The following is a 24,223-nucleotide window of genomic DNA, read 5'->3' as shown; positions in this document are numbered from 1 at the left end:
TCCCCCGTCAACCGCGTCGACAACGCATACGGCGACCGAAACCTCGTATGCACATGCCCACCAATGGACGCATACGAAGACGCCGCTGAGTAACACAACCAAACCCCGCCGAGACATCGGTGGGGTTTTTCGCCAATCGGAAACGCGTGTTCTGATTTGTGCCCGTTTCAGATGTCGTTTTTACCCGGTAAAGCGTCTTTTCCGCTTGCTGCAGGTGCGAAGGCCCCCTAGGTCTGTCCGTGGGACACCCCTCCCCAACGAGGGGCGTGTATCTGGAAGGGTAATACACATGACGATCGAACAACCGGCGACGCGGCCGGCAAATCCGCGCTTTTCTTCGGGCCCCTGTGCCAAACCCCCCACATTTGACCTGACAAAACTGGCCGATGCCGCATTGGGCCGGTCGCACCGCGCCGCCGTCGGCAAGGACAAGCTGAAGGCGGCCATCGAAGGCACGCGCGAGATTCTGGGTATTCCGGCGGATTACCGCATTGGCATCGTTCCCGCCTCGGACACTGGCGCGGTTGAAATGGCGCTGTGGTCTTTGCTGGGTGCGCGCAAGGTCGAGATGCTGGCCTGGGAAAGCTTTGGGTCCGGCTGGGTGACCGATGTGGTCAAGCAGTTGAAAATCGACGCCGAGGTGAAAACCGCGGATTACGGGCAGATCGTTGATCTGGCCTCGGTCGATTTCGCAAATGACGTGGTCTTTACATGGAACGGCACCACCTCGGGTGTACGGGTACCCAATGGCGACTGGATTGCCGATGACCGTCAGGGCCTGACGATCTGCGATGCAACCTCGGCGGCCTTTGCGATGGATCTGCCCTGGGACAAGCTGGATGTAACGACCTTCAGCTGGCAGAAAGTGCTGGGCGGCGAAGCGGCCCACGGGATGCTGATCCTCAGCCCGCGCGCCGTTGAACGGCTGGAAAGCTATACCCCCGCATGGCCGTTGCCCAAGATTTTCCGCCTGACCAAGGGCGGCAAACTGATCGAAGGCATCTTTACCGGGGCAACGATCAACACGCCGTCAATGCTGGCAGTCGAAGATTATCTCTTTGCACTGGACTGGGCCCGCTCGGTGGGCGGATTGCAGGGGTTGATCGCGCGTGCGGATGCCAATGCGGGTGCGGTACACGCGTTCTGCGACCAGAACGGCTGGATCGCAAACCTGTCAGAGGATGAGGCGACACGGTCGAACACTTCGGTCTGCCTGAAGTTCACCGACGCGCGTATTCAGGACGGTGCAGCCTTTGCCAAGGCAGTCGCCAAGCGGCTTGAGACCGAGAATATCGCGCTGGATATCGGCGCCTATCGCGACGCGCCAGCAGGTCTACGCATCTGGTGCGGCGGTACGGTTGAAACCTCGGATATCGAGGCGATGCTGCCCTGGCTGGCCTGGGCCTTTGCGACCGAGATCAAAGCGCAGGCGCAGGCTGCCTGAGTTTCATGTGCCGGGCTGAAGCCCGGCCTACCCCATCACTGATGTAAGGCGGGCGTCAACCCGCTACCCCCTGAAGAATTCAAAGGACCAACCAAAATGGCTCCCAAAGTACTCGTATCCGACAATCTCAGCGAAACCGCAGTGCAGATTTTCCGCGACCGTGGCATTGACGTGGATTTCATGCCCGAGCTGGGCAAAGACAAAGACAAGCTGGCCGAGGTGATCGGTCAATACGATGGCCTCGCCATCCGTTCGGCAACCAAGGTTACACCGACCCTTCTGGAAAAAGCCGACAGGCTGAAGGTCATCGGCCGCGCCGGGATCGGCACCGACAATGTCGACAAAGAGGCGGCCTCGAAAAAAGGGGTGATCGTGATGAACACACCCTTCGGCAACATGATCACCACCGCCGAACACGCCATCGCGATGATGTTCGCCGTGGCGCGGCAAATCCCCGAGGCCAGCACCTCGACCCATGCGGGCAAGTGGGAAAAGTCCAAGTTCATGGGGATCGAGCTGACCAACAAGACACTGGGCGTGATCGGTGCCGGTAACATTGGTGGCATCGTGTGCGAACGTGCGTTGGGCCTGAAGATGAAAGTCATCGCTTATGATCCTTATCTGGGCGAAGAGAAAGCGTCCAAGATGGGCGTCGAAAAGGTCGAGCTGGACGAACTGCTGGCGCGCGCCGATTTCATCACCCTGCATGTGCCGCTGACGGATCAAACCCGCAACATCCTGAGCCGCGAGAATCTGGCCAAAACCAAAAAGGGTGTACGGATCATCAACTGTGCCCGTGGCGGTCTGGTCGATGAAGTGGCTCTGGCCGAAATGCTGCAATCCGGTCATGTTGCCGGAGCGGCCTTTGACGTGTTCAGCGAGGAACCCGCCAAGGATAACGCGCTGTTCAACCTGCCCAACGTGGTCTGCACGCCCCATCTGGGCGCGGCGACCACCGAGGCGCAGGAGAACGTGGCCTTGCAGGTGGCTGAACAGATTTCGAACTACCTGCTGACGGGCGCGGTCGAGAACGCGCTGAACATGCCCAGCGTGACAGCGGAAGAAGCCAAGCTGATGGGGCCGTGGATCAAGCTGGCAGGTCATCTGGGCAGCTTCATCGGCCAGATGACGGATGAACCGGTCAAGGCGATCAACATCCTCTATGACGGTGTGGCCGCTGAAATGAACCTGGCTGCGCTGAACTGTTCGGTGGTCGCGGGGATCATGAAAAAGTTCAACCCCGAGGTGAACATGGTCTCGGCCCCTGTGGTCGCGAAAGAGCGCGGGATCAAAATCTCGACCACCAATCAGGACAAGTCGGGTGTTTTTGATGGCTATATCAAAGTCACAGTCGTAACGGACAAGCGTGAACGGTCGATCGCTGGCACGGTGTTCAGCGATGGCAAGCCGCGCTTTATCCAGATCAAGGGCATCAATATCGATGCCGAGGTCGGCGCTCATATGCTGTACACCACCAACGAAGACGTGCCCGGCATCATCGGCACGCTGGGTCAAACCATGGGTGAAAACAACGTCAACATCGCCAACTTTACCCTCGGCCGCGCAGAGGCCGGAGGCGAAGCCATTGCATTGCTCTATGTCGACGAACCGGTCCCGGCCGAAGCGCGGGCGAAGCTTGCCGAAACAGGCCTGTTCACGCAGATCAAGCCGCTGGAATTCGACGTCGCCTGATTGGGGCTGTTGAGTTTGAGGAACAGTTCGCGACCCGGTTGCACCTGCGATCGGGTCAATTGTTCTCTCCGATAGCGATCTGGGGCAAAAGCAAGCGAAAATTACATCCGGAGTATTTCTATGACACAGCCTGTCTATGTTATTGGTGATCTGCACGGGCAGGTGGCCGAGCTGGAGCGCGCGCTGTCCCTGATCCAAAGCGATGGCGGCGCCGACGCTCAGATCGTGTTTCTGGGTGATTACGTGGATCGCGGCCCTGACAGTCGCGGGCTGATCGACCGCCTGATTGCCGGGCGCGATGCGGGTCGGAATTGGATCACTCTGCTGGGCAATCACGACCGCATGTTTGCCTGGTTCATGGAGGACACGCCGCGCCACGATCCGCATTTGTTGGTGGGATACCACTGGCTGCATGACAGGTTGGGCGGGGTCGAAACCCTGCGCAGCTATGGGGTGGAATTCGAAGGTCAGATCCGCCTTGAAAACCTGCACCGGATGGCACAGGCAGCCGTGCCGAAATCGCACCTGACCTTTCTGCGCGATCTGGTGGTGATGCATCAGACGCCCGAGATTGCCTTTGTTCATGCGGGTATCCGTCCGGGTGTGCCACTGAATGAACAGCAGGCAAGTGATCTGATCTGGATCAGACAGGACTTCCACGACTACCAAGGCCCGCATCCCAAACTGATCGTTCATGGACACACGCCTGTGGATCAGGCGACGCATTATGGCAACCGGATCAATCTGGACACGGGGGCCGGGTACGGACGACCGACGGGCGTCGCGGTATTCGAGGGACAGAATTGCTGGGAACTGACCGAACAGGGTCGAAAACCGTTGACGCCCTGACTGTCCCGCATGGGTATGACACTGGAGATTGGAATATGTACGTCGCCACTTTGCTGACCAACCCGGCTGCACCCTCACTGGACCGCGCCCTGCCGGAATCGCTGCGCAACGCGTGGGGCGGTGGGGATGTCCTGTGGCTCAGCCCGGACGAGGCGGTCGAGTTTGACCTGCGCGACATGCCCGCCAATCGCTGGGACGTTTGGGCTGATCTGCAAGGCATGGGCGTGGACCTGATTGTGCAGCCCGCACAGGGGCGGCGTAAACAGATGCTGCTGGCCGATATGGACAGCACCATGATCCAGCAGGAATGCATTGATGAACTGGCGGACGAAGCTGGCGTCGGCGAAAGGGTCAAGGACATCACCGCCCGCGCCATGAACGGAGAGCTGGATTTCGAAGGTGCCCTGATCGAACGGGTTGGTCTGCTGAAGGATCTGGATGAAAGCGTCATTGGCAAAGTCCTGCGCGAACGGATCACCCTGATGCCCGGCGGACAGGCGTTGCTGGCAACAATGCGGGCCAACGGTGCCTATGCTGCACTGGTGTCCGGTGGCTTTACCGCCTTCACCGCGCGGGTGGCAGAACTGTTGGGGTTCGATGAAAACCGCGCCAACACTTTGCTGGCCTCAGATGGCAAACTGACGGGCGATGTGGCGCGCCCTATTCTGGGACGTCAGGCCAAGATCGAAGCGCTTGAACAGATATCCACACGCCTTGGCCTGTCCGAAAGTGACGTGATCGCCGTGGGCGACGGGGCCAATGATCTGGGCATGCTGGGGCGGGCCGGGACCGGGGTTGCGCTTCATGCCAAACCGTCGGTGGCCGCAAAATGCGACGTGCGGGTGAATCACGGCGACCTGACGGCACTGCTTTACCTGCAAGGGTACAGTCGCACGGATTTTGTCGAATCCTGACAGGGCTTTTCATTATTTAACATTTGTGTTAAATAGAGGTCATGAGCACGCTTCTGACCACCTTTTCCGCTTTGTCTGATGCCACCCGGTTCTCGATTGTCGAGCAACTGATGGAGCAGGGCGAACTGCCCGCCGGTGACCTGATCGAAGGGCGTGGAATATCCGGCGCTGCGATCTCGCGACACCTCAAGGTGCTGCGCGAGGCAGGGTTGGTGCAGCAGCGTGTGCGGGGCACCCAACGGATGTACTCCATCCGGCCCGACGGGCTGCGGATGATTGCCGACTGGACCATCTCCAAACGGCAATTCTGGGAGAGCAGCCTCGATCGCCTCAGTAATATTATCGAAAGGGAGAATTCATGGCCGACCTGAAACTGGAACGGGACTTCCCCGTCAGCCCAGAAGACCTGTTTGCATGGATCAGCGACGGCAGCCGGTTGTTGCAATGGTGGGGGCCCGAAGGGATGCACGTGCCTGAACACAATCTGGATTTCTCGCGCACCGGCCCGTGGTATTCGGTCATGGAAAACGGCGAGGGCCAGCAATACAAGGTCTCGGGCCACGTGACGCATGTCGACCCGCCAAACTCGGTGGGGTTTACCTGGGGCTGGCATGACGATCAGGATCAGCGCGGGGCCGAAAGCCACGTTTCCTTCACAGTCACAGCGACGGGCACAGGGTCACGCTTGGTTTTGGACCACCGCGAACTGGCCGATGCCGAAGCAGCCGCGAACCACAATCAGGGCTGGACGTCTTCGCTGCGCAAACTCGAAGCGAAGTGCAAATAAGGTTTCATCAGGGAGGAGCGATATGCCCCAGTATTTGTTTGTTTATCACGGGGGACACACCCCGACCGACCCCGCCGAGATTGAGGCGACCATGGCCGCTTGGGGCGCTTGGTTTCAGGGTATGGCCGAAGCGTTAGAGATCCCCGGCAACCCGGTCGGACAGTCCTATACGGTCAGCAGCAGCGGGGTTGTCGACAATGGCGGCGCAAACCCGGCCTCGGGCTTTACCGTGATCAAGGCCGACAGCATCGAAGCCGCGACCGAGATGGCCAAGGGCTGTCCGATGGTCGTCAATGGCTCGGGCTCGGTCGAGGTGGCCGAGGTGCACGAGATCGAGATGTAGGGGCCTTAGCCGGGGAAACCCGGCGCAGGTTTGATCACGCCGCATTCCAGCCCCCGGCGGCTGTATTGTGTGGCGTTCATGAATTTGCGGGTGGCCGGGTGATCGGCCTCCAGCACACCTAGGCTCACCAGAATAGCGGCGATGGCGCATTCGCTGGCCCGTGTGGTGCCATCGGTGATCTTCAGCGCAACGCCCATGCGTTTTTCCGGGATGATGGCCACAAACACCGCCTCGGCCCCGGTCTTGATGGCGACGCGCCCGTTCATGGCGCGCATCAGTTCGGTGCAGGCACGGGTCTCACCGGCAACCAGTTCCGGATGTTTCACCATGGCTGCCACCAACTGAACCGCCGCCTCGCTGGAACGGTCGGACCGATCCGAGGCGCTTGCGAACCACGCCATCGACCGGGCCAGCCCGGCCAGCGACACGGCGAAATTCGGGGCGGAACAGCCGTCAATACCGTAACCGGGGCTGGTTTCGCCTGACGTCTCTTCGATGGCAGACAGGCAGGCCTGCTGCACCGGGTGATCGATTTCCAGATATTCCGGCCCTGCGCCCAAATGCTGACCCAGTGTCAGGAAACCACAATGCTTGCCGGAACAGTTGTTGTGGATCTGGCACGGGGTGTCATCCGCCAGGATCAGCCGATCCCGCGCTGCGGTGTCCGCTGGCTCCTGTGGCCCGCAGCGCAAGTCGTGCTCGCTCAGCCCCAGATGATCAAGCCACGCCGTCACGCGGTCGGTATGGATCGCGGCCCCGTTGTGTGACGCGCAGGCCAGCGCAAGATGTTCGCTGTTCAATCCGTATTTTGCCGCGGCTCCTGACGTGACCAGCGGAAGCGCCTGAATCATCTTGGCGGATGAGCGCGGATAGATAACCGCTTGCGGGTCGCCCCAGCTGCGCACGATCTGGCCGGTGTCGTCGCAGATGACCGCGTGGCCAAGATGCAGGCTTTCCAGCAACTTGCCGCGCCACAGTTCTGTCATTGCTACGGGCTGCGTCATCAGGACCTCCGAAATTTATGCGCAAAAATCTGCCAATCGCCCTTTCGCCTGTGGCGAAACCTGCGTTAGTGTGTGTATGTCGGCAATCATCGGAATGCGCAACGGAATAGACGGGCCGGAAGGGTTCGCAGCCATGTCCGATGGATTTGAGGTATCGGTCGAGCTAGGAGGCTGGACAAATGGGATCAATGCTCGTTCGTACGATTGCGGGCCTGTGTGTGGCAGGCATCGCCGCAACGTCTGCACTCGCCCAACAGGCGACAAGCACAAACCGGGTTGCTGCAAAAACGGACTGGAGCGTTTTTGTCGAAGATGATCCCACCGAATGCTGGAGCGTTTCGGCCCCCAAGGAAACCGTGAACACCCGGGGCGGGCGTGTCGTATCCGTTCGGCGCAGCGACATCCTGTTGTTTGTGTTCTATCGCCCCAATGCCGAGGTCAAAGGACAAGTGACCTTTACCGGCGGCTACCCGTTTGCTCCTGGATCGACGGTGAACCTGAATGTCGACGGGTCCGAGTTTGAACTGTTCACCGAAGGTGAGTGGGCCTGGCCCGCATCAGATGCAGATGACGCCAAGATCGTCACCGCGCTGAAACGCGGAACCGAGGCTGTTCTGACTGCCCGGTCCGAACGCGGCACACAAACCAAGGACACTTTCTCGTTGCTGGGCTTCACCGCAGCAATCGAAGACGCCGAAAAGCGCTGCACCAAATAAGCACCCCGGCCTAAGCAAATGGTCCCGTCTTTGGCGGGGCTTTTTTTTTGATTGGCTACGGTCAACGGCGTTCAGCAATTGCTACGGCATTCCTGAAATGTCCGTTGGTTCAGGAGTTACCCCTGTCGCAGTGAGCATGGCATGTACCTGTCCCCGGTGATGGGTTTGGTGGTTGAAAAGCTGAACGACACAGACAGCTTTCGGCATTTCAATTTTGGCAGAGCCGTCCGGAGGGTACCATTTGATCGCGCCCTTGAGATCTGTGTCGGTTGTACTGGCTGCCCACCGTTCGATTTCCGCGTCTCGTTCTATGCGTAAGCTTTTGAACTCAGACCAGTCTGTTGGACTGGTTAGTGAGTGTGTGATCGTATCTTGTGGGCGTTCATTGCCTTTAATGCGCTCAAGGATAAGCGCGTCGGCCCAATAGAGGTGGTTCAATGTCCCGGCGATGGACTGAAAAAAAGCGCCTCGATCCATCCAACGCTCGGCATTTGTCAATTCGTTGGCCGCTGTAACGAGTGAGGAGTTTTGCCAGCTGTTGTAGCGTGCCATGAGTTGGCAATATTCGGCTGAAATCATTTTCAATGACCTTAGTTCTATTGAAGGGATTGTGGAAAGATGGGGCGCTTAGCATTGGCATTGAGCAAATTGCGCCTTCAAACGGGCAGGCTAGCGCGCCGCCGCGTGACGCCATGTTAGATGCGCCACCGACTTTGCGTAAGCTTTTTCTTATTTGTGCATGTCGGGGTTCAGTATCACCGAGCGCCGCTTTCGGTACGCTCCGCATTCAAACAGTATGCCACACAAGCGCTTCCGTCGTAGCTATGTTGAAACCCTCTGAGATGGGGAACCTTCAACACCGCAGAACTCAATCACAACGTGGAACAGCACTGTTACTCACCCCAGAGCGCAAGATGCAACTTTACGCAGGATCAACCCGTTTACTTGATCCGTATCAATGTGAGCTCTGACGATTTCCGAACTAATCAGTTCAAGAGAAACCAAGGAGTTGCCACCATGCTGAACAAATCTCTTGTCGCGTTGATGATGATATCAGCCATGCTGCTGAGTGCCTGCGAAAACAAGGGCGAGACATATCCTGTAACCGGCGAACAATGCGGACCGAACGATCCGGTCAAGACCCTGGATGCCGAAGATTGCTATGTCCCACCCGCGGGTGTCTGACGCGGAACAGCATTTCCGTTGGTTTAGGGGGCCAACCGGCATCTAAACCTTTCTGGCAAAACATGTTACTCTGGCCTGATCCCTGCTGAATAGATGAATGAGACGGCCATGCGTCTGATCTTGATCGCGCTGCTTTTGCCAGCCACCGCAACCGCCGACCCGGCGTTGGAATGTTCCGACGCCGGATCACAAGTCGAAATCGGATCCTGCGTCGGACAGATGGAAGCACGGGTCTCGCGCGCTCTGCAGGTGAGTTTTGATTTGGCGGTACAATCTGCCAAGGAGCTGGACGAGGTCACCGGGCGGAAAGAGGCTGAACCTGCCCTCATAGCGGCGCAGCAGGCCTGGGAAACCTATCGTGACACGCATTGCACCGCCGTCGGCGCGTCGTTTGGTGGCGGTTCGGGTACAGGTATCGCAATCACATCATGCCGGGTGAATTTAGGGCGGGCACGCGTTGAAGAACTGTTGAGTTTTGCCAACTGACTGAAACGATTCCTTTTGATCTTTGCACAGGTTCCTATATAGAGGCGCATCCCAAGCCAGAATCCTTGAAGATACGCCTCAGCAGGTACCACAATGTCGCCCAAAGCGCCGATCACTCAAGACTTCATGACCCTCCCTCGCAAATTGCCCGAGGGGAAGGTGAACCTTGTCGGTCTCACCCGCGACCGTTTGCGCGAGGTCCTGATCGAACATGGTACGCCCGAAAAGCAGGCAAAGATGCGTACCGGTCAGATCTGGCAGTGGATCTATCAATGGGGCGTGCGCGATTTTTCCCAGATGACGAATCTCGCCAAAGCGTACCGTGCGCAACTGGCCGAAAACTTTGTGGTCGAGATTCCTGAGGTCGTGACCCGACAGGTGTCCGAGGACGGCACCCGCAAATATCTGTGCCGGATCGCGGGTGGGCACGAGGTCGAGGTGGTCTACATCCCCGAGGAAGATCGCGGAACGCTGTGCATATCGTCTCAGGTCGGATGTACGTTGACATGTTCGTTTTGTCATACCGGCACCCAGAAACTTGTACGTAATTTAACATCTGCAGAAATTGTCGGGCAGATCATGATGGCGCGCGACGATCTTGACGAATGGCCGACCCCCGGTGCGCCAAAGGATGAAACGCGCCTTCTGTCAAACATCGTTCTGATGGGAATGGGCGAGCCGCTATACAATTTCGAAAACGTCCGCGATGCGATGAAGATCGCGATGGACCCCGAGGGGATTTCCCTGTCGCGCCGCCGCATTACGCTGTCGACCAGTGGAGTGGTACCCGAAATTGCGCGCACGGCTGAGGAAATCGGCTGTCTGCTGGCGATCTCGTTCCATGCAACCACGGATGAAACCCGCGACGTTCTGGTTCCAATCAATAAACGCTGGAATATCGAGGAGTTGTTGCAGGCGCTGGCCAGCTATCCCAATGCCTCGAACTCCGAGCGGATCACGTTCGAATACGTGATGCTGGACGGTGTGAATGACAGCGACGCGGATGCCCATCGTTTGATCGACCACATCAAGCGTCACAAAATTCCGGCCAAGATCAACCTGATCCCGTTTAACGAATGGCCCGGCGCGCCGTACAAGCGCAGCTCGAACAACCGCATCCGCGCTTTTGCCAACATCATCTATCAGGCAGGCTACGCCTCTCCCATTCGCAAGACACGGGGCGAGGATATCATGGCGGCGTGCGGTCAGTTGAAATCGGCAACCGAACGTGCCCGCAAATCGCGCAAACAAATTGAGTCCGAAGCCGGTTTAACCCCGTAGTTTTTCTGTTCGGTTCATCATGGATCGGGTGGTCGTGCTTTGATTGTCCAAGATGACCGCCTGCACGCATGAAGTGTGCCTGTAAACTTAATGTTTCAGATGCTGATTCAATATGCATAATTTGCTATATTTTAATGATTCAATGCCGCAGGATGCAGGTTCAAATCGATGCACAAGGCGGTGAGATTCCGGGACCTGAGCTGGTAAGAGTTCCCGGAGCCGCTACAATAAGAACACTGTCGTCACGTGGCGCTCAGGCGAACTGATTTTCAGGTGGGTCGTAATAATGGACTCGTATCTTCGAATAATTCTCCAGCACAAGGCCATTGCGTGCGCGATACTTCTGATTTCTTCAGGACTGGCAACGGCAGATGGTCACAACGCCCACATAGCGATCGAAAACCCGGCAGAGCTAAGCAAGGATGAGGCCGCGGCCCACTACCATTCGCTCAGCCGCCGCATGGCACGGGGGTATGCTGCGGCGCAACTGGATCTGGTTCTAAACTACCAAAGCTGGCCGCTTTTCAACGACGCGCCATATATCTCGGCCACACACGGACAGCGTTTCGTCAACACGTATGCCAACCGAATGGCGCACAACTATGGGACATTGCGACAGGGCGAAGAACTGCCCGTGGGATCGGTGCTTGCCAAGGACAGCATGACGGTGACCGATGAAGGTCACATACATCCCGGTGCCATGTTCATAATGGAAAAACTGCCAGAGGGTACCAGCCCGAACACCGCTGACTGGCGTTATATCATGGTGCTGCCGGACGGGTCCTTGTTTGGCGATACCATGGGCGCCCGTGCCAGCGAAGTTGCCTATTGCCACGTCTGTCACGAACAAGTGGCGGATCGCGACTATACGTTCTTTATCCCCGAAGAATATCGGGTGGGAAACTAAGCCGGTTCACCCGGCAGCTTGAGTTCTGTCGCCTCACGGCGGCTGAGCTGTTCGCCTTGCTTCCGTTTGGACAGCACCTCGCGGGCCAACGCGTATTTGTCATCTTGCCAGAAGATCAGGCATCCGTTGCAGCCCTTGCCGCAGCATCCTTCCGTGCCGATGCGGTTTGTCTTGAACCGGCGTTCGTTACCGTCTAGGCCAATCTTTTCAATCAGATCATCGCGACGGCCTGCATAGGCAGTTGTGTTGTCGCGACCGGTGGTTTCCAATCCCTGCACGAGCTTGTCAAAGCGAATGCGGCTCCAGTGTTCGTCGGTCAGGGCGCGTTCCTTGCGCAGCACTGAATAGACCGGAAAACGGGCGCGCAGATCGTCGATATCCTCGTGATCAAACAGGGTGAAAGGCATCCGAATGATGGTTTTTGTGCTGCCATGCACGACGTCCAGCCGTGCGCCATCATGGGCGCGTTCGAAATCATAAACCCGCAGCAGAACCGTGTCGCGCGCAACTGGCGAGACGAAATCCAGCACATCACCCGGTTCCAGCTTGTTCTTCACCTCGACCAGAAAGGCATCCTCGGTCACTTCGGTGACGATCCCGGCATATTCCCATTGCGCGATGGATGCGGTGTGTTCGTAATCATGGGCGTAATTGGTCAGCCGCCCTTCGTGGAAGGCCAGCGTATAGCCGCGATTCCCGACGGTTTCGAGCTCACGCATGTAAGGCTTGGGGTCCCAGTTTTCGGGGTCCGCGAAATAGTCATCTATCGCCATACGATAGGCCCGTGCGACGATCGCGGCGTAGTATTCCGATTTGCCGCGCCCTTCGACCTTGAGGCTGTCGACACCGATTTTCAGGTACTCATCCAGCTTCGGCATGATGCAGAGGTCGCGTGAGTTGAGGATGTACGAGCCGCGATCATCCTCTTCGATGGGCATCAGGTCACCGGGGCGGCAGCCTTCTTCCAGCAGGAATTCGAACAGGTCGGCGTTTTCCTCGGTGATACGCAGCTCCTGATGTGTGCCATCCTTGAGGCGCAGTTTCAGACCATAGTTCCAGCGACAGGAATTGGCGCAGTTGCCCTGGTTGGCCCCGCGTTCGGCCATGAAATTCGACAGCAGACAACGGCCCGAATAGGTCATGCACATAGCACCGTGCACGAAGGATTCTAGCTTGATATCAGGGCACTTCTCACGGATCTCGACCAGTTCGGGATAGGAAACCTCACGCGCCAGAACCACCAGCTCGGCCCCCTGATCCTGCCAGAACTTCACCGACAGCCACGAACAGATATTGGCCTGGGTCGAGATATGCAGCGGCAGTTCGGGCGCGCGCTCGCGGACGTATTGGAACACGCCTGGATCGGCGATGATCAACCCGTCGGGCTGCACCTTGCGCACCGTGTCGATGTATTCGTCCAGCTTCGGGATGTCTTTGTTATGCGAGAACAAGTTCAGTGTCAGGTAGGCGCGCCGACCATGGCTGTGACAGAACTCGACCCCTTCAATCACCTCGTCCAGCGAAAACTCGGACTTGGTGCGCAGCGACATATCCGGCGTACCCAGATACACGGCGTCTGCCCCATAGAGGATGGCGAGCTTAAGTTTGCGCAGATTGCCCGCAGGCATCAGCAATTCGGATCTGGGCTGGGTCATGGAAGCTACCTGACAAAGGATCAAGGCGGCCTTCTACGCCAAAATCATTGCGCCCAAAACCCTGTTATCTGCGACGGAACCGCGCTGTGCCAATGACCTCGATCAGTTGTTGGCGCACCGGCTCGGGTTGCGCCTCGACTGCGTTCAGAACCTCACGCAGTTCAGCGCGCAGCCCATGCATCTGATCAATCAATGAGATCATCATCGACAGCGCATCGGCCTCCATGTCGTATTGCTCGTGCAACTCGCAAGCCAGTTCCAGCCGGGCAACGTCGATACTGTGATAGACCAGCCCCTGCTCCGATTGTTCAGGGATCACGATTTCGGCCGCAAGATACTCGGTTAGGCGGTCCGAGGTCAGGCGCGAGACGGTTTCGATCAGTTCCTTTTCGGTCAGGGTCATGACGGCATTCCTTTCCGCGGATCGTAGCGGTGCGTTTCGCGCCATGTCTCCATGAACTGCCTGAGATCATCATCGATCTTGTCGGGCATCGAGACAGTCAATTCGATCAGTTGGTCTCCGCGCAGGGACGAGCCGCGTTTCTTCACCCCCTTGCCGCGCAGGCGAAGGGTTTTGCCGCTGCTTGTGCCCGCCGGAACATTGACGTTCACACCGCCATCGATGGTGGGGGCGGCGACTTTCCCGCCCAGAATGGCCTCATCGATGCTGATCGGCAGCGTGATATGGATGTCGTCGCCCTGACGGTCAAACACCGGATGTTTGGCGACCGTGACGGTCACCAACGCATCCCCCGGAGGGCCTTCGCCATAACCCGGAGCACCCTTGCCGCGCAGACGGATGGTCTGACCTTCTGTTATGCCGGCGGGGATCTTGACCTCGATCCGGTTGCCGTCTGGTAGCGTCAGTTTCTGGCTGGCGCCAAACACGGCATCCAGAAAGCTGATCTGAAGGGAATAGTTCAGGTTATGCCCCGGCGCATGAAACTCATGCCTTTGCTGGCCGCCAAATCCACCGCGGCCGCGCATGAATTCAGCAAAGATGTCCGACATGTCGTCCGGGTCCGCCTGACGCCCGCGATAGGGGTTTCCAGCGGCCTCGGCATAGTCCCGGTAATAGTGTTGTTGCGGGCGTTCCTGACCCGATGCGTCGATTTCGCCATTGTCGTAACGGGCGCGGGTTTCAGGATCTTTCAGCATGTCATACGCTGCAGCTGCGGCCTTGAATTTGGCCTCGGCCTTGGCATCGCCGGGTTTCAGGTCCGGGTGGCACTCCTTGGCAATACGCCTGTAGGCTTTCTTGATTTCGTCGGCACTGGCGTCTTTCGATACGCCAAGGACGGAATAGGGATCGTCGCTCATCTCACACTCACGGGTCAGGGACAGGTCTGATCTTGATGAATGTGTTCTACCACGTGTTTTCAACGGGTCAAAAGGAAGAGGCGATTGAATTGTCTCGAAAAAACTCAGAAGCCTGCTAATATCTTCATATTTCTGATTGTAGATTGACGGAGGCCATCCCATGTCGCGCAGAATCAAATCCGCTTTGGCCCTGCTGGCCGGCAATGCCATCGGGCTGTTGCTGGCTTCGCTGATACTGTCCGGTTTCGCGATCAAACCGATCTCATTTATCGTGGTTGTGATCGTTTTCACCGTCGTTCAGGTGATCGCCGAGCCCTTGATACTGAAGCTTGGCGAAAAGAAAGCGCCCGCATTGAAAGGCGGGATTGCCCTGGTCGTGACATTTGTGGGCCTGCTGGTGACCGACCTCATCGCGTCGGGGCTGACCGTTGGTGGTATCTCGAACCTGCTGGCGGCGACGCTGCTTGTCTGGCTGGGGGCGCTGATCGCCAGCGTGGTGCTGCCGATCTACGTTTTCAAGGACCTGCGTGCCGCGAAGAAGTAATCACAGCGCGTTCAGGCTGGCCTCGATCGCCTGCCACAGTTCGTCCACCGGTTCGCATCCAACGGACAGGCGGATGAAGGCCGGGTCGACCATATCACCCCATCGCGCGCGGCGTTCGGCCGAGCTGTGAACACCTCCGAAGGATGTGGCGGGGCGCAAAAGCGGGCAGGTGTTGATGAAGGCTTCGGCCTTGTCTTCGCTCTCCAAAGTCAAGGATAGCAGAAATCCGAACCGTGCCGTTTGTGCCTGCGCCAGTGCGTGCGATGGATCATTGGCCAGCCCGGGATAGCGGACCTGTTTGACCGCTGGGTGAACTGCCAACCGTTCTGCTATTACCTGAGCCGAATTGCACATCCGGTCGAACCGGACATCCAGCGTTTCCAACCCGCGATGCAGCAACCATGCCTCATGCGGTCCGGGGATCGAGCCGGAGACCTTCCGCCATTCCTCGACCCGTTCCATGATGTCACTGTTGCGGCTGGCCACATGGCCCATCAGCATGTCGGAATGCCCGCCCATCGCTTTGGTGTCGGACGACACGACCACGTCGATGTCCAAATCCAACGGACGCTGACCCAACGGCGTCATCGTCGTATTGTCGGCAATCGTCACCCCGCCAGCAGACCGCACCTGTTCGGCTGTGGCTTTCAGGTCAATCATGTCCAGACCGGGGTTCGAAGGGCTTTCGACGAACACAACGTCAAACCCGTCAAAACCACCTGCGGCAAACGCAGTGGTCGGGCGCTCTTCAACTGTCACGCCAAGACGCGAAAGGAACCGGTCCGCCAGCAGACGGGTGACATAGTACCCGTCCGAAGGGATCAGAAGGCGCGAACCGGCTTGCACCGTTGCAAACAGAGCCGCAGAAATCGCGGCCATGCCGGACGGGAAGCTGAGGCAAGGCGCGTCTTCCAGATGCGACAAAACATGCTCAAGATGTACCCAGGTGGGGTTATCGACACGGCCATAGGTCGGGTGGCCGTCCGGCGCACCGGGCAGATGGAACATGCTGCTTTGCGTCAGCGGAAGGGCGACGGGTTCGCCTTTTGACAACGCGTTGCCACGCAGGTGGAGCATTTCGCCTGTCTTTGGAGTTTTCATCGCTCAGCGCCCCGGAATTTCGTCGCGGGGCGGGGCGGGTTCCCAGTTCTCGATGATCTCGGCCGCCTCCTGCGCGGTATCGACAAAGCGGAACAGGTCCAGATCCTCGTCCGAGATCGTACCGGCATCCGCCAGTGCGTCCCAGTTGATGACCTTTTCCCAGAACGCGCGGCCAAACAGCAGGAAAGGCACACGATCCATTCTGCCGGTCTGGATCAGGGTCAGGGATTCGAACAGTTCATCCAGCGTCCCAAACCCACCGGGAAAGATGGTGATGGCGCGGGCGCGCATCAGGAAGTGCATTTTGCGGATCGCAAAATAGTGGAAATTAAAGCTGAGATCTGGCGTCACGAAGCTGTTTGGTGCCTGTTCGTGCGGAAGCACGATGTTCAGCCCGATCGAGCACCCGCCTGCTTCGTGTGCACCGCGATTGCCAGCTTCCATCACACCGGGGCCGCCGCCAGTGACGATCACATTCTCGCGGCATCCGGTTTCTTTCGATTTCACGGTCATCAGTCGCGCGAATTCGCGTGCCTCATCATAATATTTCGACAGACCGGCCAGGGTTTCTGTCCGCGCGGTGTGCTTTTGCGAGGGTTCGGGAATGCGGGCGCCGCCGAACATGACGATGGTCGACGTGATCTCCCGCTCGGTCATGATCATTTCGGGTTTCAGCAACTCAAGCTGCAAGCGTACAGGGCGCAGCTCGTCCCGGCACAGAAACTCGTCATCCGCGAAAGCCAGACGGTAGGCCGGAGAGCGTGTTTGCGGTGTGTCCGGAACCTCTTTTGCGGTCGAGCGGTCGGTCTGCGCATCGCGAAACGGACTGTGGCGGTCTTCTCTCATCGGTGATCGATCCCTGCTTGCGTGTTTGACAAACAGCTATAGGGTTCGCGGGCAGAGTGCCAGTCACGGAAAGACGAGAATGAATTGGAAAAGTGAAATATCGGCAGCACGGGACCGCATCGCGGGTTATGCGCAGGTAACCCCGGTTATGGAAAGCAACATTCCCGGCTATCCGGTTGAGCTGAAACTCGAGCACATGCAGCATACCGGCAGTTTCAAGGCGCGGGGTGCGTTCAATACGCTGCTCAGCTCGGACGTGCCGGCTGCGGGTGTGGTCGCCGCATCCGGTGGCAATCATGGTGCGGCGGCGGCCTATGCCGCGCAGACGCTGGGGTATCCTGCAAAAATATTTGTGCCGGAACTGGCGGGCCCGTCCAAGATCGCACTGATCCGGCAAACCGGTGCCGACCTGAGTGTTGTTTCCGGTGAATACGCGAACGCGCTGACCGCAGCGCAAGAGCATGAGGCAATGACGGGTGCAATGCAGATACATGCTTATGACGCCCCGGCCACGGTGGCGGGGCAAGGGACCTGTTTTGCCGAATGGGACGCCCAGGGCTTGCAGGCGGATACGGTACTGGTCGCTGTTGGCGGCGGCGGGCTGATCGCCGGGGCGCTGGCCTGGTTCGGTGGCGCGCGCAAGGTTGTGGCGGTCGAGCCGGAAACGTCCTGTGCGTTGAATGCAGCGTTGTGCGCTGGTGAGACGGTTGATGTTTCCGTGTCGGGGATCGCCGCAAACGCGCTGGGCGCGCGGCGGATCGGCGAAATCTGTTTTGAACTGGCACAGGGTATGAGTTCGGTTCTGGTGTCTGACGATGCCATCGCTGCGGCACAACTGGCGCTTTGGCGCGCGCATCGCATTCTGGTAGAACCTGCGGGCGCGACCGCATTGGCAGCCTTGACCTCGGGTGCGTATCGGCCTGAACCGGGTGAACGCGTGGCCGTTCTGGTGTGCGGTGCAAATATCGCGCCGGACCCGTTCGCTGGGTAAATTATCGGGTTGTGGATGTGGATGGCGGATTTTATCTATAATCCATGACTGCAATGATTTCCGACACGATTTACCAAAGCCTCAGCCAACGGATCATCACCGGAGAGCTGGCGGCCGGTGAAAAGCTGCGGCAGGATCATATTGCCCGAACCTTCGAAACCAGCCATGTTCCGGTGCGCGAAGCCTTGTTGCGGCTTGAGGCGCATGGGTTGGCCCGGCATGAACCACGCAAGGGAATGCGGGTTACGGCGCTGGACCCGGCAGAGGTTCGGGAGGTGATCGAAATGCGCGTGGCGTTGGAAACGCTGGCGTTGCAGCAATCGATGCAAAACATGTCTCCGGTCGCGCTGGAGAAGATCGAAAACGCACGCATCGCCTGTGACGAGGCGCAGTCGATGCCGCAATGGGAGGCTCTGAACAGAACGTTTCATCGCGCCATCCTGACACCTTGCGGGTTGCCTCGGCTTTTGCACGCAATCGACGATCTGCATATCGCAAGCGCACGCCATTTGTTCGCGCAATGGCGGTTGAAATGGGTGCAACGGGCTGACACGGATCATGCGGCCATCGTGCGGGCGTTGAAGCGCAAGGAAATGGCCACAGCAACGGCGATCCTGACCCGCCATATCCGGCGCGCAAGCTGATGACCCTTTGCCTCAGACGCAATTGGGCCCGTCTACGTCGCATTGCGCCATGGGTCGGGCTTGCGTATAGGCCAAATCAACGTGAACAGATTCTGTAGGGAGACACCCCATGTCCAACGCGCAACTGGAAGCCGCCATCGAAACCGCCTGGGAGGCACGCGAGACCATCACGCCCGCCACGACAGGCGAGCAGCGCGAGGCGATCGAGGACACGCTGAATGCGCTGGACAGTGGCTCGTTACGCGTGGCGGAAAAGCTGGAAACCGGTGACTGGCACGTAAATCAATGGGCCAAAAAGGCGGTTCTGCTGGGCTTCCGTATCAAGGACATGGAAATCCAGCCGGGCGGTCCGCAGGACGGCGGCTGGTGGGACAAGGTAGACAGCAAGTTCGCCGGTTGGGGTGAAAACCAGTGGCGGTCTGCCGGGTTCCGCGCGGTTCCAAACTGCGTTGTCCGCAAGTCGGCATATATTGCACCGGGCGTGGTGCTGATGCCGTCTTTCGTGAATCTTGGGGCCTATGTTGACGAAGGCACGATGGTTGATACCTGGGCCACCGTCGGATCCTGCGCGCAGATTGGCAAGAATGTGCACCTGTCGGGCGGCGTTGGCATCGGTGGAGTGCTTGAGCCGATGCAGGCTGGCCCAACAATCATTGAAGACAATTGCTTTATCGGCGCGCGCTCGGAAGTGGTCGAGGGATGTATCGTCCGCGAAGGCTCGGTTCTGGGGATGGGCGTGTTCATTGGTAAGTCTACCAAGATCGTGGACCGAGAAACCGGAGAAGTCATGTATGGCGAGGTTCCGCCCTATTCGGTTGTGGTCGCGGGTTCCATGCCGTCAAAGAACAATGTCAGTCTCTATTGCGCGGTGATCGTGAAGCGGGTTGACGAAAAGACCCGCTCGAAAACGGGCATCAACGAATTGCTGCGGGACTGATCGTTCTGGGAATGTCATAAGGCCGGAGCAGTTACGCTCCGGCCTTATTTGTTCTTTGGGTCAGGTCGGCTAAGGCAGATACCAAGCTTGTGGCCCTAGCCTGCCTTGAAGTGCTGCTTAGCGGCTCTCACCCTGCATGGCTTCCACTTCTGTGCTTCCTGCATTGGTTTCCGCACCATCGGCCTCACCACCGCCATCGGCCTCACCACCGCCATCGGCCTCACCACCGCCATCGGCCTCACCACCGCCATCGGCTTCACTGCCACCTTCGGATTCACCATCGCCGCCGGATTCGCCTCCGCTTTCGGCCTCACTACCGCCATCGGAATCGCTACCGCCCTCGGTTTCACTGCCACCTTCGGCCTCACCATCGCTGCCGGATTCACCTCCGCCTTCGGTCTGCGCGCCGCCTTCGGCCTCGCCGCCACCGGTGGTTTCGCCGCCTTCACCGCCCGCTTCTTGGGCATAAGCAGCATCACTTGTTACAAAGGACAGAATTGCAACAGCCGGTATACCGGAAAGTACAATCACGCTTGCTGTTGTTGTCATCAATCTGGACAGAACACTCATCTCAACTCTCCTTTGAAAATGACTTATGCAGTACCCACAGCGTAGGGCCGGCATCGACGCTTAGTTGTGAATTGCTGGCGTCGTGTCCCGGCTAGCGGGAATTGGCCTAAAATGATGAGGAAGACTGGCGCAAAAGTGCCGGATTCAACTCAACAGCTTTTCAGGCCGGAGACCTTCAATCAATGAGGGAGGCCGAGACTCGCGTTCACTGAGTCTCTCACCCAGCTTATCCCTTGATCGGATATCGGTCCGGTTCCTCGAAAACATCTATGACCCGTGTGCCAGCCCTGATTTTGCCGCCATGTTCCACGCCTGATGGGATCGAATAACTGTCGCCCGAGCGGTAGGTCCGGGTCTGCCCGTCGATGGTCAATTCAATCTCACCCTCGACCACTGTGCCCCACTGGGCTTTGTGAGAATGTAAGGGCAATTCGAAATCCTGAAGAAACGTAAAGAACGCTACCAAGCCCGCATCCGACCGGATCACGGCCGTTTGCACCACGTCGTCAGGGAATGGTACGTCGAGGCTGGGAAAACTTGCTATGAAATCTGGGTAGGGCATGAAGGCGTCCTTTGTATCCGGGATCGGTTTATTCTGGGTACTATGGGCGCAAGGCGGGATTCCTGCAATTGTTGGCTGCTTGACCGCGAACCGGCGTGGGGCTATGGCCCGGTGCATGGAGAAGCAAAAGAAACCCTCGCGTCAGCAAGTCTATACCCTTCTGGTCCAGATTGGCCGCAAGGAGGGCGACGGGCTGCCCGATGGGGCGACCGGCGCGGCGCTGATGTGCTATGCCAGCGGCGTGGATGAGGCCGAGGCCGTGCGTGAGACGGTCGCGATCCTGAAGCAGGCCGACACCGCACCGCTGGATGTCACCGGATACGGCACATTGGCCGAGCGTGAAGCGCAAGGTCACGATATCGAGGCGGACGAACGTGCGCTGATGCAAAGAGCATTGGATGAAAACGCAGTGATCGTCGCGCAGATGACACCGTTTTTCGGAGACGAGGCGCAGGCCTAGTTCCGCGATCCGAACCACTTGCGATAGATTTCGTCATAGGTTCCGTCTTCGCGCAAGCCAAGCAATGCCTGGTTTACATCCTCGACCAGAGGTGATCCGGTCGGGAAAGCGATGCCGTAGTTTTCGCGCAGGAAAACACCACCTGTCATCGACGCAATGCGCCGCCCTTCATGGGCCGCAAAATAGGACAGGATCGGCGCGTCGAATACGACGGCATCCAGATCTTCGGCCTTGAAAGCGTCCAGCATCTCATTCAGCCCCGGATAGCTGGTAAACTCGATCTCGCGCCGGTTCAGAAAACTTGCCGCAGTCGACCCTGATATTGTCCCGACAGTCTTGCCGTACAGGTCGTTCACCGAATTCACGCTGCCGGTAATGGCGTCCACAGTCATGACCGAGGTGATGCGGGCGGTGAACACCGAAACGATGAACAAGGATGACACCACCAGCACGACACCCAACATTCGACCGAACGGAGTGCGCGGCATTCGCTCTTCGAACCCGCCATTCACAACCAAGTTCAGCGCCCACCAGAACGATGGGAACCACGCTTCGTTCAAGTCGCGGTCGAAATAGGGTTGGGCGCGGCGTTCAAAGCTCCACATCAACATGCCGCCACCGAGGAGAATGGCAAAGGCCAGCCCTATGGCGATGAACAGTTCTTTCGAGAGCAGGGCCTGCAACAGCGATGGTTTTCGTACCGCGTCCGAGGGTACCATGATCTGAAGACCCGCTTCGAAGATCGGCTGAGAGAAATCCATTTGCGTTTCACGCAGGGCGGTGATCGAGATATTGGCGATGGCAAGGTCTGCAGATCCGCTCTGCACGGCACCCAACATGTCAGAAAACGCCTCGACGCGGTTGACCGTGTAGTCCCAGTTCAGAGCCTCGGCCAAAGCCGCCAGCAAATCCATAGAGAAGCCGGTTTCGTCGCCATCCTCGACATAGGAAAATGGCGGGCGGGTCACGGTTGTGACCGAAAGGGACTGTGCCAGGCTTTGCTGTGCGATGACGGCGAAAGTCAGGCAGATCAGTGCGAAGAAGGCGCGCTTCATATTCAATTCACCTGTTTCGCGGCCCTGTAACGCGAATTTGTGGCGGGCGGCAAGGTGGTCGCAGGGTAAAGTGTCATGTTTTATTGGGGTGTCGCTTTGATATCTAAATATTCGGATGACCGTTTTTTTACGGATTGGGGTTGGAAAACCGGCCAAATCGTTGAATCTGTGCGCGAACCCGCGTCAGACACAGTTCCAGAGGCCCCCGCATGACTGATCCCGTCCAATTGACAGCCGAACTGATCCGTTGCCCTTCGGTCACACCCTCAGAAGGCGGAGCACTTGTTTTGCTTGAGGCGGTGCTGTCGGAGGCAGGTTTCGAATGCACGCGCGTTGATCGCGGCGGCATCAGCAACCTTTTCGCGCGTTGGGGGCAGAAAGGTCATGCGCGCAGTTTCGGATTCAATGGTCACACGGACGTCGTCCCTGTCGGCGACGAAGCTGCCTGGACTGCGCCGCCCTTCGGGGCCGAAGTGCGGGATGGGGTGATGTTTGGGCGCGGCACTACCGATATGAAATCCGGAGTTGCGGCTTTTGCGGCTGCCGCAATGGATTTCGTGCGTGACACTCCTCCGGATGGGGCAATTGTCCTGACGATTACCGGTGATGAGGAAGGCGATGCGTTGGACGGCACCACTGCGCTTCTCGATTACATGAAAGGCGCGGGTGAGCGTATGTCGGTCTGTCTGGTAGGAGAGCCAACATGCCCGAACAAAATGGGTGAGATGATCAAGATCGGTCGTCGGGGCTCAATGACTGCGTGGTTTAAGATTACAGGTGTGCAGGGGCATTCGGCTTATCCCCATCGGGCCAAAAACCCGCTGCCCGCCATGGCGCGGCTGATGGATCGGCTTGCCAGCCATGAACTGGATCAGGGCACGGACCATTTCGACGCCTCCACGCTGGCTGTTGTCACCATCGACACTGGAAACGCCGCGACCAACGTGATCCCGGCGCAATGCAGCGGCGCGGTCAACATCCGCTTTAACGATCTGCATTCCGGAGCCAGCCTGAGTGACTGGTTGCAGTCAGAAGCGGATCTGGTGGCAGCTCAGTACGGTGTCGAAATCGGTGTCACGATCAGTATTTCGGGTGAAAGTTTTCTGACCCCGCCGGGGCCTTTGTCGGATCTGGTGGCCAAAGCGGTCGAAGCCGAAACCGGCGTTACGCCTGAGCTGTCGACAACCGGCGGCACCTCGGACGCGCGCTTTGTCAAAGACCATTGCCCGGTGGTGGAGTTCGGCTTGGTCGGGCGCACGATGCATCAGGTGGACGAGTGTGTTGAGGTTGCGCAGATCGAGCAGCTCAAATCGATCTATACCCGTATCCTGACGGATTATTTCGCCTGATCCATGCAACGCACATTGGTGATCATGGTCAAGGAACCCAGACCGGGTCGTGTCAAGACGCGGCTGGGGCGCGATATCGGCATGGTTGGTGCCGCGTGGTGGTTTCGGCATCAGACCCGCGCCTTGATCCGCAGGCTACGTGATCCCCGTTGGCAGATTGTGCTGGCCGTGTCGCCCGATGCGGAGGGCCTTGTAAGCCGCGTCTGGCCCGTTGACCTGCCACGCGCGCCGCAGGGGTCCGGCGACCTGGGTGGCCGGATGAAGCGGATGTTGGGCGGAATGCCCAAGGGGCCGGTTTGCCTGATTGGTGCGGATATTCCGGGTATTTCGTGTGCACATATTGCCCGTGCATTTGGTGCGCTTGGGCGATCCCAGATGGTGTTCGGCCCCGCGCCGGATGGCGGCTATTGGCTGGTCGGTGCGCAGCGTTATGGCGCGCTGCCCGCAGGTCTGTTCCACGATGTGCGCTGGTCGACAGAACATGCTTTGGGCGACACACTTGCCTCAATCCCAAACTGCCGTGTGACCCTGCTGGACCAGCTACGCGATGTGGATACAGTTGCTGATCTGAAACCCTGAGG

The 24,223-nt window shown here is 58.4% G+C and carries 29 protein-coding genes; 19 read left to right on the top strand and 10 right to left on the bottom strand.

From position 1 onward, the window contains the following. Positions 1-289: 289 nt before the first annotated feature. The 7 genes from ACR0M3_RS15070 to ACR0M3_RS15040 all read left to right on the top strand — a co-directional run bounded on the left by ACR0M3_RS15070 (position 290) and on the right by ACR0M3_RS15040 (position 6,029). Positions 290-1,444, top strand: a complete 1,155-nt coding sequence (locus tag ACR0M3_RS15070; RefSeq protein WP_480911500.1) for a phosphoserine transaminase — start codon at positions 290-292, stop codon at positions 1,442-1,444. Positions 1,445-1,540: 96 nt separating this feature from the next. Beyond that, the gene (serA, locus tag ACR0M3_RS15065; protein WP_480911498.1) at positions 1,541-3,136 is read left to right on the top strand and encodes a phosphoglycerate dehydrogenase; all 1,596 of its coding nucleotides are present in this window, start codon (positions 1,541-1,543) and stop codon (positions 3,134-3,136) included. Between the two features lie 120 nt (positions 3,137-3,256). Next, positions 3,257-3,985, top strand: coding sequence for a metallophosphoesterase family protein (locus ACR0M3_RS15060; RefSeq protein WP_480911496.1), 729 nt, complete (start codon positions 3,257-3,259; stop codon positions 3,983-3,985). Positions 3,986-4,020: 35 nt separating this feature from the next. After that, entirely contained in the window at positions 4,021-4,899 is an 879-nt protein-coding gene (gene serB / locus ACR0M3_RS15055) for a phosphoserine phosphatase SerB (protein ID WP_480911495.1), read from the top strand. 41 nt (positions 4,900-4,940) lie between these two features. Further along, positions 4,941-5,270, top strand: coding sequence for an ArsR/SmtB family transcription factor (locus ACR0M3_RS15050; RefSeq protein ID WP_480911493.1), 330 nt, complete (start codon positions 4,941-4,943; stop codon positions 5,268-5,270). After that, positions 5,258-5,686: an SRPBCC family protein gene (locus ACR0M3_RS15045; RefSeq protein WP_480493916.1), complete on the top strand. Its 429-nt coding sequence runs from the start codon at positions 5,258-5,260 to the stop codon at positions 5,684-5,686. The genes ACR0M3_RS15050 and ACR0M3_RS15045 overlap by 13 nt, the downstream gene beginning before the upstream one ends. Positions 5,687-5,708: 22 nt before the next feature. After that, positions 5,709-6,029, top strand: a complete 321-nt coding sequence (locus tag ACR0M3_RS15040; protein WP_267364302.1) for a YciI family protein — start codon at positions 5,709-5,711, stop codon at positions 6,027-6,029. A gap of 5 nt (positions 6,030-6,034) precedes the next feature. Here the strand turns inward: ACR0M3_RS15040 and ACR0M3_RS15035 are convergent, their stop codons facing one another. Continuing rightward, positions 6,035-7,033: an asparaginase gene (locus tag ACR0M3_RS15035; protein ID WP_480488530.1), complete on the bottom strand. Its 999-nt coding sequence runs from the start codon at positions 7,031-7,033 to the stop codon at positions 6,035-6,037. Positions 7,034-7,212: 179 nt separating this feature from the next. On the opposite strand from ACR0M3_RS15035, the gene ACR0M3_RS15030 reads away from it, so the two are divergent. After that, positions 7,213-7,749 carry an invasion associated locus B family protein gene (locus ACR0M3_RS15030; protein WP_209505046.1) on the top strand — a complete coding sequence of 179 codons (537 nt, stop codon included), beginning with the start codon at positions 7,213-7,215 and terminating at the stop codon, positions 7,747-7,749. A gap of 81 nt (positions 7,750-7,830) precedes the next feature. Here the strand turns inward: ACR0M3_RS15030 and ACR0M3_RS15025 are convergent, their stop codons facing one another. Continuing rightward, complete coding sequence (locus ACR0M3_RS15025) at positions 7,831-8,328, bottom strand: DinB family protein (protein WP_480886985.1); 498 nt, start codon at positions 8,326-8,328, stop codon at positions 7,831-7,833. Positions 8,329-8,766: 438 nt separating this feature from the next. Here ACR0M3_RS15025 and ACR0M3_RS15020 point away from each other — a divergent pair, with 438 nt between their 5' ends. The 4 genes from ACR0M3_RS15020 to ACR0M3_RS15005 all read left to right on the top strand — a co-directional run bounded on the left by ACR0M3_RS15020 (position 8,767) and on the right by ACR0M3_RS15005 (position 11,608). Further along, on the top strand, positions 8,767-8,934 hold the full coding sequence (locus tag ACR0M3_RS15020; RefSeq protein ID WP_267364300.1) for a hypothetical protein: 168 nt from the start codon (positions 8,767-8,769) through the stop codon (positions 8,932-8,934). Between the two features lie 108 nt (positions 8,935-9,042). Next, positions 9,043-9,420: a lysozyme inhibitor LprI family protein gene (locus ACR0M3_RS15015; protein WP_480911491.1), complete on the top strand. Its 378-nt coding sequence runs from the start codon at positions 9,043-9,045 to the stop codon at positions 9,418-9,420. 93 nt (positions 9,421-9,513) lie between these two features. Then, entirely contained in the window at positions 9,514-10,701 is a 1,188-nt protein-coding gene (gene rlmN, locus ACR0M3_RS15010; RefSeq protein WP_480911489.1) for a dual-specificity RNA methyltransferase RlmN, read from the top strand. A 286-nt stretch (positions 10,702-10,987) separates the two neighbouring features. After that, on the top strand, positions 10,988-11,608 hold the full coding sequence (locus tag ACR0M3_RS15005; protein WP_480900497.1) for a cytochrome P460 family protein: 621 nt from the start codon (positions 10,988-10,990) through the stop codon (positions 11,606-11,608). On the opposite strand, the gene ACR0M3_RS15000 is transcribed toward ACR0M3_RS15005, so the two are convergent. The 3 genes from ACR0M3_RS15000 to ACR0M3_RS14990 all read right to left on the bottom strand — a co-directional run bounded on the left by ACR0M3_RS15000 (position 11,605) and on the right by ACR0M3_RS14990 (position 14,583). Then, positions 11,605-13,263, bottom strand: coding sequence for a U32 family peptidase (locus tag ACR0M3_RS15000; RefSeq protein WP_480539660.1), 1,659 nt, complete (start codon positions 13,261-13,263; stop codon positions 11,605-11,607). The two genes, ACR0M3_RS15005 and ACR0M3_RS15000, sit on opposite strands and share 4 nt — an antisense overlap. A gap of 64 nt (positions 13,264-13,327) precedes the next feature. After that, positions 13,328-13,666: a hypothetical protein gene (locus ACR0M3_RS14995; RefSeq protein WP_480484160.1), complete on the bottom strand. Its 339-nt coding sequence runs from the start codon at positions 13,664-13,666 to the stop codon at positions 13,328-13,330. Next, the gene (locus ACR0M3_RS14990) at positions 13,663-14,583 is read right to left on the bottom strand and encodes a DnaJ C-terminal domain-containing protein (RefSeq protein ID WP_480488548.1); all 921 of its coding nucleotides are present in this window, start codon (positions 14,581-14,583) and stop codon (positions 13,663-13,665) included. Before ACR0M3_RS14990 ends, ACR0M3_RS14995 begins: the two co-directional genes overlap by 4 nt. Before the next feature lie 160 nt (positions 14,584-14,743). Between ACR0M3_RS14990 and ACR0M3_RS14985 the strand changes: the two genes are divergently transcribed. Beyond that, the gene (locus ACR0M3_RS14985) at positions 14,744-15,127 is read left to right on the top strand and encodes a hypothetical protein (RefSeq protein ID WP_267363718.1); all 384 of its coding nucleotides are present in this window, start codon (positions 14,744-14,746) and stop codon (positions 15,125-15,127) included. On the opposite strand, the gene ACR0M3_RS14980 is transcribed toward ACR0M3_RS14985, so the two are convergent. After that, positions 15,128-16,228 carry a cystathionine gamma-lyase gene (locus tag ACR0M3_RS14980; protein WP_480911486.1) on the bottom strand — a complete coding sequence of 367 codons (1,101 nt, stop codon included), beginning with the start codon at positions 16,226-16,228 and terminating at the stop codon, positions 15,128-15,130. A 3-nt stretch (positions 16,229-16,231) separates the two neighbouring features. After that, positions 16,232-17,074, bottom strand: coding sequence for an LOG family protein (locus ACR0M3_RS14975; RefSeq protein ID WP_267363716.1), 843 nt, complete (start codon positions 17,072-17,074; stop codon positions 16,232-16,234). Positions 17,075-17,153: 79 nt separating this feature from the next. Here ACR0M3_RS14975 and ACR0M3_RS14970 point away from each other — a divergent pair, with 79 nt between their 5' ends. The 3 genes from ACR0M3_RS14970 (at position 17,154) to dapD (ending at position 19,646) form a co-directional block, all read left to right on the top strand. After that, positions 17,154-18,065, top strand: a complete 912-nt coding sequence (locus ACR0M3_RS14970) for a threonine/serine dehydratase (RefSeq protein WP_480911485.1) — start codon at positions 17,154-17,156, stop codon at positions 18,063-18,065. 44 nt (positions 18,066-18,109) lie between these two features. Next, positions 18,110-18,709: a GntR family transcriptional regulator gene (locus tag ACR0M3_RS14965; protein WP_480911483.1), complete on the top strand. Its 600-nt coding sequence runs from the start codon at positions 18,110-18,112 to the stop codon at positions 18,707-18,709. A gap of 109 nt (positions 18,710-18,818) precedes the next feature. After that, complete coding sequence (gene dapD / locus ACR0M3_RS14960; RefSeq protein ID WP_209505032.1) at positions 18,819-19,646, top strand: 2,3,4,5-tetrahydropyridine-2,6-dicarboxylate N-succinyltransferase; 828 nt, start codon at positions 18,819-18,821, stop codon at positions 19,644-19,646. A gap of 117 nt (positions 19,647-19,763) precedes the next feature. Here the strand turns inward: dapD and ACR0M3_RS14955 are convergent, their stop codons facing one another. After that, positions 19,764-20,216: a hypothetical protein gene (locus tag ACR0M3_RS14955; RefSeq protein WP_480911481.1), complete on the bottom strand. Its 453-nt coding sequence runs from the start codon at positions 20,214-20,216 to the stop codon at positions 19,764-19,766. 226 nt (positions 20,217-20,442) lie between these two features. Then, a complete protein-coding gene (locus ACR0M3_RS14950; protein WP_209505030.1) occupies positions 20,443-20,778 on the bottom strand; it encodes a cupin domain-containing protein in 336 nt (111 codons plus the stop codon). 115 nt (positions 20,779-20,893) lie between these two features. Here ACR0M3_RS14950 and ACR0M3_RS14945 point away from each other — a divergent pair, with 115 nt between their 5' ends. Continuing rightward, positions 20,894-21,238 carry a hypothetical protein gene (locus tag ACR0M3_RS14945; RefSeq protein WP_209598381.1) on the top strand — a complete coding sequence of 115 codons (345 nt, stop codon included), beginning with the start codon at positions 20,894-20,896 and terminating at the stop codon, positions 21,236-21,238. On the opposite strand, the gene ACR0M3_RS14940 is transcribed toward ACR0M3_RS14945, so the two are convergent. Continuing rightward, positions 21,235-22,293 (bottom strand): transporter substrate-binding domain-containing protein, encoded by a 1,059-nt coding sequence (locus ACR0M3_RS14940; protein WP_480484152.1) that lies wholly within the window; start codon positions 22,291-22,293, stop codon positions 21,235-21,237. The two genes, ACR0M3_RS14945 and ACR0M3_RS14940, sit on opposite strands and share 4 nt — an antisense overlap. Positions 22,294-22,502: 209 nt before the next feature. On the opposite strand from ACR0M3_RS14940, the gene dapE reads away from it, so the two are divergent. Continuing rightward, positions 22,503-23,642 carry a succinyl-diaminopimelate desuccinylase gene (gene dapE, locus ACR0M3_RS14935; protein WP_480900491.1) on the top strand — a complete coding sequence of 380 codons (1,140 nt, stop codon included), beginning with the start codon at positions 22,503-22,505 and terminating at the stop codon, positions 23,640-23,642. Between the two features lie 3 nt (positions 23,643-23,645). Next, positions 23,646-24,221: a TIGR04282 family arsenosugar biosynthesis glycosyltransferase gene (locus ACR0M3_RS14930; protein ID WP_480774118.1), complete on the top strand. Its 576-nt coding sequence runs from the start codon at positions 23,646-23,648 to the stop codon at positions 24,219-24,221. Positions 24,222-24,223: the final 2 nt, after the last annotated feature.

The organism is Ruegeria sp. O5 (genome assembly GCF_056535105.1).
Note: the sequence above shows the minus strand (reverse complement) of the source record. Positions and strands in the feature narration are given on the sequence as shown.